Raw genomic sequence first — 11,140 nt, forward strand, 5'->3', positions numbered from 1 at the left:
ATTGCTGCGATTACTCGGGAACAATCCAGTTAACGAGGGTGTGGCCTGTGCCGGCGGGCACCAGTTTACTGTGCAGCCATGGCAGCACGTTATTCATCTGTGCTTCTAATTTCCACGGCGGGTTAATCACGATCATGCCGGAAGCCGTCATCCCGCGCTGGTCGCTGTCCGGGCGAACCGCCAGCTCAATTTGCAGAATTTTACGGACGCCGGTCGCTTCAAGTTCTTTAATCATGCGCTTGATTTGCGCGCGCAGGACCACCGGATACCACAGGGCGTAGGTGCCTGTCGCAAAGCGTTTGTAGCCTTCATGAATCCCGGTGACCACCGCCTGGTAATCGGATTTCATCTCATACGGCGGGTCGATCAGCACCAGGCCGCGACGGGAAACCGGCGGCAGTTTCGATTTCAACTGCTGGTAACCATCGGAGCGCTCAACGCGGGCACGTTCGTCTTTCTGGAACTCCTGGCGCAGCAGCGGATAGTCGCTCGGGTGCAGCTCGGTCAGGAACAGGCTGTCCTGTTCGCGTAGTAGCTGGCGGGCAATCAGCGGTGAGCCGGGGTAGTAGCGCAGCGTCTCGTTACGGTTAAAGTGACGCAGCACGCTCATGTACGGCTCCAGTTCAGCCGGAATATCGTCTTGCTGCCAGATGCGGCCAATCCCTTCCAGATACTCCCCGGTGCGTTCGGCATGTTCGCCGGACAGCTGATAGCGGCCAGCGCCCGCGTGGGTATCAAGATAGAGAAAAGGTTTCTCTTTTTCTTTCAGCGCTTCGATGATCAAGCTCTGAACGGTGTGTTTGAGAACGTCGGCGTGGTTGCCTGCGTGGAAGCTGTGGCGATAACTGAGCATGGAGATAGAAATTCCAGAATATGAACGAGATTAGCCACAGTTTACCGTAGATTGCGCGGGAATGTCGGTGAACCCTGCTGTTGTTTCAAGCGCCCAAAAAACGTTTCAAAATTTATCCGTGTCACAAAAGCGTCAACTTACAGGGCTAGCGTCGTGCGCAGGCAAGGTAATTGTTTGAATAAAAGGATAAAAAATGAAAATCCGTATGACACTGTTAACCGCCTCCCTGCTGCTTGCTCATCAGGCGATGGCGAAAGATGTGCCTCTGACTGTTGCGCGCGACATCGCAAATACCACCACACCGGCTTCGGTAAGCCAGGCGTTTGATGGCCTAGAAAGCCAGTCTCTGTCCGCGCTGCGTGACGCGCTGAAAGGCGACGGCGCCAAAGTGGAGCGTGAGCACCTGGAAAAAGCGGCGCAAAGCGCAAAACAGGCCGATACCGCCTGGCTGAAAGCCAGCGGCTATGATTTCAAAGTGAAAGATAACCAGCAGGCGGGTATTGAGCTGCTCTCCGGGTTCAGCAAGCTGCCTGCCCCGGTGCTGGATCAGAACCTGAAAACTGTTGAGACGATTAACCTCGACGCCACCCAGGGGCTGCGCCATCAGGCGCTGGCGGATGCAGAAGGCATCAGCTACCTCTATTTCCTCTCCGACGCGCTCGGTCCTCGTCTGGATAAAGCGTTTATCGCCGCCTATGACAAAGGCGAATTGAGCAAAGCGGCAGCGCTGATTAAAACCAGTGAAGTCAGCACCGGCGCGGCGAAAAAGCACTTTGACTACAAGCGTCCGTTCCTCATTCAGGGCAACACTATTCACCAGGTCCCGGATGATGTGGTGGTCAAAGACAACAAACCGTACTCGGCAGACGGCGGTTCTTTCCCGAGCGGCCATACCAATACCGGCTATACCGACTCACTGCTGATGGCAGAGATGATCCCGGAACGCTTTGATTCGCTGGTGGAACGCGGCGCACGCTATGGCTATTCCCGCATCGTGCTGGGCGTGCACTATCCGCTGGATGTGATGGGTTCAAGAATGGTGGCTCAGCGTAACGTGGCCCAGTACCTCAATGACCCGGCTTATCGTAAGTTGTTCAACGAAGCGCGCGATCAGCTACGTACAGCGCTGGAAAAAGAGTGCGGCACTTCCCTTGTTGAGTGCGCGAAAACGGCGGGCAAAGACGATCCGTATCGTGACCCGGCGATGAAAGAATTCTACCGCTTCACCATGACCTACGATCTGCCGCAGCAGAAAGGTAAAGCGCAGCCGGTGAAAGTGCCGGAAGGGGCGGAAGTCCTGCTGGAAGCCGCATTGCCGCATCTGTCGGCATCCGCACGTCGTGAACTGATGGTGAAAACGGCGCTGCCGGGCGGCTATCCGCTCTCTGGCGAAACCACCGATCAGAACTTCTGGCAACGTCTGAACCTGCCTGCGGCGTACGCGGCGGCGCATAAAGCGAAGTAAGTTTTGGCAACGGTGCTGGCGCGGCTGGCACCGTATTGTTGTTAGAAGCTAAACGCGCTCAGTTCGCGCACGCTGGCCTTGGGGTTAGCGCGTTTAACCGCATCGAGGAAATCGGCAAATGCCGTATTGAACAGCGTGTAGTTGTGTCTGAAGCGCACCTGTTTCGTCTGCCCGTCGACCATGTAAGTGACTATCCAGAAAGAACGGTTGTTCACTTTGATACTGTCTCGCTCGACTTTGGTAATCGCGCTCAGTGGTACAGGCGTTTTTACTTCCACCTGAATCTCATAGAAATTTTCTTCATCGTAGTAATAATTTGTGGGCAATAACTGCCCACCTTTGCCGGGACGAAAGGTTTTGGTGGTTTGCGATATTTTGCGTAATTCCCTGGACCCTTCTGCGCCTTTGTTTCGACGTCGCCATTTTGGGAATGTGACGGCCAGCGCGATAAGCGCTGCTAGCGGCAGTATTGCCAGAATGAAATTCAACATGTGGTCTCCTTGTCGCCGAACCCTGATTACCTGATTATACGTGCCCGTCATGTTCCTTATTACTCTGATTCCTGGGGAGAAGCCGCACGCCGTGTGTAAAAGAGTATCGTAACGATAAGCGGTTCAACGCAACGCCTGCCATTGAAATCCTCTACACTTAACCCCATCCTACAACGTTATGCAGAGCGCCGGATTGTGCGCTTCATTCACTCTCTTTAACAGGACAGGACTGCGCTTATGACCAATCCATTACTCACGCGTTTCGAATTACCGCCGTTTTCAAAAATCCTGCCTGAACACGTCGTGCCTGCCGTGACGAAAGCGCTGGACGATTGCCGTACTGCGGTGGAAAGCGTGGTTGCCCATGGTGCGCCCTACACCTGGGAAAATCTTTGCCAGCCACTGGCGGAAGTGGACGACGTACTGGGGCGTCTGTTCTCCCCGGTTAGCCATTTGAATTCTGTGAAAAACAGCCCGGAACTGCGTGAAGCCTATGAGCAGACGCTGCCGCTGCTGTCGGAATACAGCACCTGGGTTGGGCAACATGAATGGCTGTACAACGCCTACCGCGATTTACGCAATGGCGACCACTACGCCACCCTGAGCGTTGCGCAGAAAAAATCCGTTGATAACGCTCTGCGTGATTTCGAACTGTCCGGTATTGGCCTCGAAAAAGAGAAACAAAAACGCTACGGCGAAATTGCCGCGCGCCTGTCCGAGCTGGGCAATCAATACAGCAATAACGTGCTGGATGCGACCATGGGCTGGACGAAGCTGGTGACCGACGAAGCGGAGCTGTCCGGTATGCCGGAAAGTGCGCTGGCGGCAGCGAAAGCCCAGGCCGAAGCCAAAGAACAAGAAGGTTTCTTGCTGACGCTGGATATTCCGAGCTATCTGCCGGTGATGACCTACTGCGATAACCAGCCGCTGCGCGAAGAGATGTATCGCGCCTACAGCACCCGCGCCTCTGACCAGGGGCCGAACGCCGGTAAATGGGATAACAGCCCGGTGATGGCGGAAATCCTCGCGCTGCGTCACGAGCTGGCGCAACTGCTGGGCTTTGAAAGCTATGCCTTCAAATCACTGGCGACCAAGATGGCAGAAAACCCGGCACAGGTGCTGGAGTTTCTGAACGATCTTGCCAAACGCGCCCGTCCGCAGGGTGAAAGAGAGCTGGCACAGCTGCGTGCGTTCGCCAAAAAAGAGTTTGGTGTGGATGAGCTGCAGCCGTGGGATATCGCTTACTACAGTGAGAAACAGAAACAGCATCTGTACAGCATCAGCGACGAACAGTTGCGTCCTTACTTCCCGGAAAACAAAGCGGTAAGCGGTCTGTTTGAAGTGGTGAAACGTATTTACGGCATCACCGCGAAAGAGCGTCACGATGTGGATGTCTGGCATCAGGATGTGCGTTTCTTCGAGCTGTATGACGAAAGCAACGAACTGCGCGGCAGCTTCTATCTTGACCTCTATGCCCGCGAGCACAAACGCGGCGGCGCGTGGATGGATGACTGCGTCGGGCAGATGCGCCTGGCGGACGGTTCACTGCAAAAACCGGTGGCCTACCTTACCTGTAACTTCAACCGTCCGGTCAGCGGCAAACCTGCGCTGTTCACCCACGATGAAGTGATCACCCTGTTCCACGAATTTGGTCACGGTCTGCACCATATGCTGACCCGTATCGAAACCCCGGGAGTTGCCGGGATCAGCGGTGTGCCATGGGATGCCGTCGAGCTGCCGAGCCAGTTTATGGAAAACTGGTGCTGGGAGCCGGAGGCGCTGGCGTTTATCTCCGGTCACTACGAGACGGGCGAGCCGCTGCCGCAGGACCTGCTGGATAAAATGCTGGAAGCGAAAAACTACCAGGCTGCGCTGTTTATCCTGCGTCAGCTGGAGTTCGGCCTGTTCGATTTCCGTCTGCACGCCGAGTTTAGCCCGCAGCAGGGAGCCAAAATCCTCGATACGCTGTTTGAAATTAAAAAGCAGGTCGCGGTGATGCCGAGTCCGTCATGGGGCCGTTTCCCGCACGCGTTCAGCCATATCTTTGCTGGTGGCTACGCCGCTGGGTATTACAGCTATCTGTGGGCAGATGTGCTGGCGGCAGACGCTTACTCGCGCTTTGAAGAAGAGGGGATTTTCAACCGCGAAACAGGCCAGTCCTTCCTCGACAATATTCTGACCCGTGGCGGTTCAGAAGAACCGATGGAGTTGTTCAAGCGTTTCCGTGGTCGCGAGCCGCAGCTGGATGCGATGCTGGAGCATTATGGTATCGAAGGCTAATACCCGTCATACTTCAAGCCGCATGTGCGTTGGCGACGTTTGCTCACCCCAGTCACTTACTTTTGTAAGCTCCTGGGGATTCACGCACTTGCCGCCTTCCTGCAGCTTGAGTTATTTAGGGTATATGTAGTGAAAATCTGCTTAATGGATGAAACGGGCGCCGGAGACGGCGCCTTATCTGTTCTTGCGTCCCGCTGGGGACTGGAACATGACGACGATAACCTGATGGCGCTGGTGCTGACCGCGTCGCATCTGGAGCTGCGTAAGCGCGATGAGCCGAAGCTCGGCGGTATTTTCGTCGATTTCGTCGGTGGTGCGATGGCCCATCGGCGCAAATTTGGTGGGGGGCGCGGAGAAGCGGTCGCCAAAGCCGTCGGCATTAAGGGCAGCTATCTGCCGGATGTGGTGGATGCGACGGCGGGGCTGGGGCGCGATGCCTTTGTGCTGGCGTCTGTTGGCTGCCGGGTGCGGATGTTAGAGCGTAATCCGGTGGTGGCCGCACTGTTGGATGATGGTCTGGCGCGTGGCTACGCGGACCCGGAAATTGGCGCGTGGTTGCAGGAGCGGTTGCAGTTAATTCATGCCTCCAGCCTGACCGGGCTGGCGGATATCACACCGCGCCCACAGGTGGTGTATCTCGACCCGATGTTCCCGCACAAGCAGAAAAGTGCGCTGGTGAAGAAAGAGATGCGGGTGTTCCAGTCGCTGGTGGGTCCGGATTTAGACGCCGATGGTCTGCTGGGGCCGGCGCGTCAACTGGCGACCAAACGCGTGGTGGTGAAGCGCCCGGATTATGCGCCACCGCTGGCGGATGTGGCGACCACCAATGCGGTGGTGACCAAGGGGCACCGGTTTGATATTTATTCCGGGACGCCGGAGTTGGAGTGAGTGTGTGGGGGCAGTGCGGTCTGATGCCCTCAACCTGGCCGCATCCGGGAACCTCCCCCGGTGCGCTGCGCTTACCGGAGCTACATGTCTGTGCGGTCCTGGATTTTGTAGCCCGGATAAGGCGCAAGCCGCATCCGGGAATACTGCTAAACAAACGGTGCCAGCGGGTCGGCAATCTCAAATGCGGCGGCTTTATCGGCTTTTGGCGGGTAGATAAGCTCGCTGACGATTGCTATTTTCAATTTCTTCGCTTCTTCACGCGTTAATTTAACCTGCTGATCCCATCCTTCCGTATACACCGCACCCCAGGCACCCAGATCCAGACAGGTGACATAATTCTCCTGGCGATACGGCAACGGGGCGACATCCAACAGGCTGGCCGCCGCGTTATTACCGGCAAATTTACCCAGCAAAATCGCGTGCTGGCAGGTCATCAACGCATGATTGCCCTTATCATCGGTGGCAGCGTACGCCACATCTCCGGTGGCATAGATATCCTCATAGCCCACCACTTTCAGCTCCGGATCCACGAACAGGCGCCCCTGACCATCGCGCGGTGCATCAATCTGCTCCGTCAGGCCGTTAGCCTGCACCCCGACGGTCCAGATAACGGTGTTTGACGCGATGGTCTGCCCGTCTTTGAGCGTAATGCCGGAAGCATCAACGCGTTCAATATCGGCATTCAGCAACCACTCAACGCCCAGCTCTTCGGAGGCCTGCACGATCACTTCACGCAATGCTTCGCTATAACGCGCACCTGGCTGTGAGGCGCGGTCAACTACGACCACTCTGGTCTTAGCATTCGAACCCAGAAGCTCGCGCAAGCGGCCCGGTAGCTCCATCGCCATCTCGATACCGGTAAAACCGCCGCCGCAAACCACCACGGTGTTACGTGCTTCGCTTTCTGGCTGGTTGGCCAATGATTTCAGATGATCTTCCAGCACGGTTGCGGTTTCTAACTGATCCAGGTCGAAGGTGTGTTCAGCCGCGCCTGCTACGGATGCGCGGTTAACGTGGCTGCCGCTGGCCAGAATCAAACGGTCGTAGCTACATTGCTGCGCTGTGCCTGTGCTGTCATTCCAGGTAACAGCTTTTGACGCCGGGGTTATCTGCGAAACCGTACCGCGCAGGAATGTCACGCCGGTGGCTTCGAACAACGGCTGCAACGGTACAACCAGCGTCGGCACGGCGTTCTCATAGAAACGAGGGCGCACGCGAAGCTCCGGTTGCGGGGCAATGACCGTGATATCCACGGCCTGATTCTGTGCTTTATCGACCAGGCGCGCGGAGCTTAGAGCGGCCCACATACCGGAAAACCCCGCGCCCACGATCAGAATTTGTTTACGCATCTTTCTCTCACTCATTGCTTACTACGATTAATTTACTCGGATCATATTGATCGTAGTTATCAAATGCAATGTGCTCGATGTGACGATCGCATTATTTGATCCGGATTGGCAATTAATGCATTGATAATAAATAATTTAATTTTTATCCGCGATACGTGGTTATTTATTGATCTGGAATGGGTATGGCGGAAAAGCTACAATAACTCAGATTTATTTTGGCTGAGATAAGAGCATGGCATTCTACAGTTCTGGCGTTGAATACGGCATCCATAGCCTGATGTGCATGGTCGACAGCAAAGGCGACGCCCGCGAGATGAGCGTACGCGAAATTGCCGAGCTGCAAAGTGTGCCCTATGACTATCTGGCGAAGGTTTTTACCCGCCTGTCAAAAGCCGGGCTGGTGCGCAGCATTGAGGGCAAGGGCGGGGGATTCCAGTTGGCAAAACCTGCCGAGCACATTACGGTGCTGGAAGTGGTGCACGCGATTGACGGCGAGAAACAAATTTTTGAGTGCCGCGAGATTCGCCAGCGCATGGCGGTGTTTGACGAGCAGCCGCCGGAGTGGGCCTGTGAAGGCATTTGCAGCGTGCGTTCGGTGATGGATATGGCGCAGCAGCGCATGGAAGAGGCGCTCGGACAGCACACGATCCTGGACCTGACGCGCAAAATGTACCGCAAAGCGCCGGATACCTTTGTCATTGAGGTTCAGGAGTGGATTGCCGCGCGGAAGGGCTTTCCGGCATAAAGCAAAACGCCCGCTACAGCGGGCGTTGGCAGGCAAGATTAGACGGCCGATTAATCTTCGTCTTCATCTTTCAGCGGAACAATCAGCATGTCCACATGGACAGTATTGATGAGCTGACGTGCGGAAGACATCAGTTTGCTCCAGAAATCCTGATGATGGCCGCAGACCACCAGATCCATATCGTATTTCTTAATCGCATCCACCAGTACCTGCCCCAAATCACCGCTACCGCTCAGGGTTTCCGTAATCGGATAGCCCGCATTGGTAGAGAGTTCAGTCAGCGCATGGTGCGTTTCGTCGGAGATACGTTTTTGCATATCGCCGAGGTTAACGTCGATAAGGCCGGTATAGAGATCGGAATAATTTACATCGACATGAATCAGTGACACCTTCGCGTTGTAAGGACGCGCCATGGATACTGCTTTATCAACCAGCAATTTGCTTTCAGGAGAAAGATCTACTGCGATGAGAATGTGTTTGTAAGCCATAGTGTTACTCCTTCCATAAGTTGTCGATGACCATAGGGTGAATCACCCCTGATGCGGCACTGTTTCCCGCGTCCTGCGTACCACGTGCACGGGTAGCGCCCGGCCTTAAGGATTTCATTTTATACTCTTTGTACTTCAAACCGCAGATGCGTTGGCTACGTTCGTTTACCCCATCACATAGTTATCTATGCTCGGGGATTCATTCTCTTGCCGCCTTCCTGCAACTTGAATGACGTAGAGTATGGGAATATTTCTACCTTATAACTCCATGAAGTTATCGTCAATCTGCCTGGATCACGAATCACTTAACCAAGATTTACAACCAGATGCATAAGATTGCTTAACGTTGTGGCAAAAAAATATACAAATCTCCTACACTATTTAATGAGCCGTTCGGATTTAAGTTTGTGATCTCGATCGGCTATTAGTAATACTCTTCACTGAATGACTTGGTTGATTATCTGGGAGCGGTATTCCCGGATCACGTTTCCGTGGGCGGTTCGCCGGGGGAGGAGATATGATCAGCACCGTCGCGCTGTTTTGGGCTTTGTGCATCGTTTGTGTGGTTAACATGGCGCGTTATTTTTCGTCACTGCGCGCACTGTTAGTGGTACTTCGTGGTTGTGATCCTTTGCTTTACCAATATGTTGATGGTGGAGGATTTTTTACCTCCCATGGGCAGCCCAGCAAGCAGATGCGTTTGGTTTGGTACATTTATGGCCAGCGCTATCGCGACCATCATGATGAAGAGTTTATTCGCCGCTGTGAGCGAGTACGGGGGCAGTTCATCTTAACCAGCGCGCTATGCGGGCTGATTGTGGTGAGCCTGATTGCTCTGATGATTTGGCACTGAGCAAAAAAAACGGGCCAGTTTCCTGACCCGTTTCGTCGTTAAATCAGCTTGAGGGCTATCCAGTAAAGGACGCCCGACAGGATGATGGACGCCGGCAGAGTAAAGACCCAGGCCATCAAAATGCTGGTCACGGTTTTGCGCTGCAGACCGCCGCCATCGACGATCATCGTCCCCGCCACTGAGGAGGAGAGGACGTGGGTGGTGGATACCGGCATACCGGTATAACTTGCCAGGCCAATGGAAACCGCTGCAGTCATCTGTGCGGACATCCCCTGTGCGTAAGTCATGCCTTTCTTACCGATTTTCTCGCCGATGGTGGTCGCCACACGACGCCAGCCAATCATTGTACCCGCACCTAACGCCAGCGCGACGGCCATAATAATCCAGATAGGCGCGTACTCGATGGTACTCAGCATGTCGTTTTTCAGCTTCTTAAGCAGGCGCTGATCGTCAGCACTCACATCAGGCTGCTTCGCGACCTGGTCGGTGATATCCGACAGGCAAAGCATGATGCGACGCAGCTGGCTGCGCTGTTCAACGCTGAGTTTGTCGTAGCTTTCAATCCCGGTCAGCATCTCTTTTGCACGGTCCAGCGCGATAATGGCGCGGCTCGGATGGCAATGGAACTGCGCAGGCGCTGCTGCGGCTTCTGCCGGCGTTGGCGCTTGTTGCTCTACGCCAGTCGCCTTCTGCAGGAGTTCAGGATACTGCTGGAAGTAAACTTCGACATTATTCACAGCATCGCGGGTACGGGTGATGTCGTAACCTGAGGCATTCATGTTAACCACGAAACCTGCAGGGGCGACGCCGATCAGTACCAGCATGATCAGACCAATGCCTTTCTGACCATCATTAGCACCGTGAGAGAAACTCACGCCAATGGCAGAAAGAATCAATGCGATACGCGTCCAGAAAGGCGGCTTTCGTTTGCCGTCTTGCTTTTCACGCTCAGCCGGGGTCAGGTGAATGCGTGCGCGTTTCTTATTGCCATTCCAGAAGCGACGCAGGAGATACACCAGGCCGCCCGCGAAAATCAGGCCAACAATCGGCGAGACAATCAGGGATGCAAAAATGTTAAGCACTTTTGGAATGTTTAGCGCATCCACCACCGAGGTGCCGGACATCAGGGCGTTGGTTAAACCAATACCGATGATAGCGCCGATCAGGGTGTGGGAACTGGATGCAGGCAACCCGAGATACCAGGTTCCAAGGTTCCAGATAATGGCTGCCAGCAACATAGAGAAGACCATGGCGAGGCCATGAGCCGAACTTACGTTGAGCAGTAAATCGGTCGGTAGCATATGCACAATCGCATAGGCCACGCTTAAACCTCCCAGCAGAACGCCGAAGAAGTTAAAGACTGCCGCCATAACAACAGCCAGCTGTGAGCGCATTGCTCGGGTATAAATAACAGTTGCGACTGCGTTCGCTGTGTCGTGGAAGCCGTTGATCGCTTCGTAAAACAGAACAAAACCCAGAGCAAGCAAAAGTAACAGCCCGGTGTGGAGATCCAGACCGGCAAATAAATGTAGCATAGGACGTTACGCCATTTTGAGGACATGAACGCGGCGCATTATCAGGGAGTTTGGCAGCATCGGCAAAGTGAAATATGGACTTTTTTTGACATTCTTTCTGGTTCGTGCGCATTGCTTTAGATAGTGTCGTCACGAGGATAAAAATCATTGATAATAGGGCCTTCTAATCAGAAGGCCCTATTATCATGACTAT

The 11,140-nt window shown here is 54.4% G+C and carries 10 protein-coding genes; 5 read left to right on the plus strand and 5 right to left on the minus strand.

The features are described 5' to 3' along the window. Positions 1-10: 10 nt before the first annotated feature. On the minus strand, positions 11-853 hold the full coding sequence (locus ACSZPU_RS08175) for a 23S rRNA (adenine(2030)-N(6))-methyltransferase RlmJ (protein WP_498997399.1): 843 nt from the start codon (positions 851-853) through the stop codon (positions 11-13). Positions 854-1,046: 193 nt separating this feature from the next. Between ACSZPU_RS08175 and ACSZPU_RS08180 the strand changes: the two genes are divergently transcribed. After that, positions 1,047-2,318: an acid phosphatase gene (locus ACSZPU_RS08180; RefSeq protein ID WP_498997401.1), complete on the plus strand. Its 1,272-nt coding sequence runs from the start codon at positions 1,047-1,049 to the stop codon at positions 2,316-2,318. A 41-nt stretch (positions 2,319-2,359) separates the two neighbouring features. Here ACSZPU_RS08180 and ACSZPU_RS08185 read toward each other — a convergent pair whose 3' ends face one another. Then, positions 2,360-2,809, minus strand: a complete 450-nt coding sequence (locus ACSZPU_RS08185; protein WP_498997404.1) for a hypothetical protein — start codon at positions 2,807-2,809, stop codon at positions 2,360-2,362. Positions 2,810-3,046: 237 nt separating this feature from the next. Between ACSZPU_RS08185 and prlC the strand changes: the two genes are divergently transcribed. Together prlC and rsmJ are read left to right on the plus strand one after the other, a co-directional pair. Next, on the plus strand, positions 3,047-5,089 hold the full coding sequence (prlC, locus tag ACSZPU_RS08190) for an oligopeptidase A (protein ID WP_498997406.1): 2,043 nt from the start codon (positions 3,047-3,049) through the stop codon (positions 5,087-5,089). Positions 5,090-5,218: 129 nt separating this feature from the next. After that, positions 5,219-5,977: a 16S rRNA (guanine(1516)-N(2))-methyltransferase RsmJ gene (rsmJ, locus tag ACSZPU_RS08195; RefSeq protein ID WP_498997408.1), complete on the plus strand. Its 759-nt coding sequence runs from the start codon at positions 5,219-5,221 to the stop codon at positions 5,975-5,977. Between the two features lie 146 nt (positions 5,978-6,123). Here the strand turns inward: rsmJ and ACSZPU_RS08200 are convergent, their stop codons facing one another. After that, positions 6,124-7,326: an NAD(P)/FAD-dependent oxidoreductase gene (locus tag ACSZPU_RS08200; protein ID WP_498997410.1), complete on the minus strand. Its 1,203-nt coding sequence runs from the start codon at positions 7,324-7,326 to the stop codon at positions 6,124-6,126. Positions 7,327-7,558: 232 nt separating this feature from the next. Between ACSZPU_RS08200 and ACSZPU_RS08205 the strand changes: the two genes are divergently transcribed. Continuing rightward, positions 7,559-8,071, plus strand: a complete 513-nt coding sequence (locus ACSZPU_RS08205) for an RrF2 family transcriptional regulator (RefSeq protein WP_498997413.1) — start codon at positions 7,559-7,561, stop codon at positions 8,069-8,071. A gap of 50 nt (positions 8,072-8,121) precedes the next feature. On the opposite strand, the gene uspA is transcribed toward ACSZPU_RS08205, so the two are convergent. Next, positions 8,122-8,559, minus strand: coding sequence for a universal stress protein UspA (uspA, locus tag ACSZPU_RS08210; RefSeq protein WP_498997415.1), 438 nt, complete (start codon positions 8,557-8,559; stop codon positions 8,122-8,124). A gap of 517 nt (positions 8,560-9,076) precedes the next feature. On the opposite strand from uspA, the gene uspB reads away from it, so the two are divergent. Continuing rightward, complete coding sequence (gene uspB / locus ACSZPU_RS08215) at positions 9,077-9,412, plus strand: universal stress protein UspB (RefSeq protein ID WP_498997417.1); 336 nt, start codon at positions 9,077-9,079, stop codon at positions 9,410-9,412. Positions 9,413-9,450: 38 nt separating this feature from the next. Here the strand turns inward: uspB and pitA are convergent, their stop codons facing one another. After that, positions 9,451-10,947 (minus strand): inorganic phosphate transporter PitA, encoded by a 1,497-nt coding sequence (gene pitA, locus ACSZPU_RS08220; protein WP_498997420.1) that lies wholly within the window; start codon positions 10,945-10,947, stop codon positions 9,451-9,453. Between the last annotated feature and the right edge of the window lie 193 nt (positions 10,948-11,140).

This window comes from Phytobacter sp. V69 (assembly GCF_965644215.1).
GTDB lineage: Bacteria > Pseudomonadota > Gammaproteobacteria > Enterobacterales > Enterobacteriaceae > Phytobacter.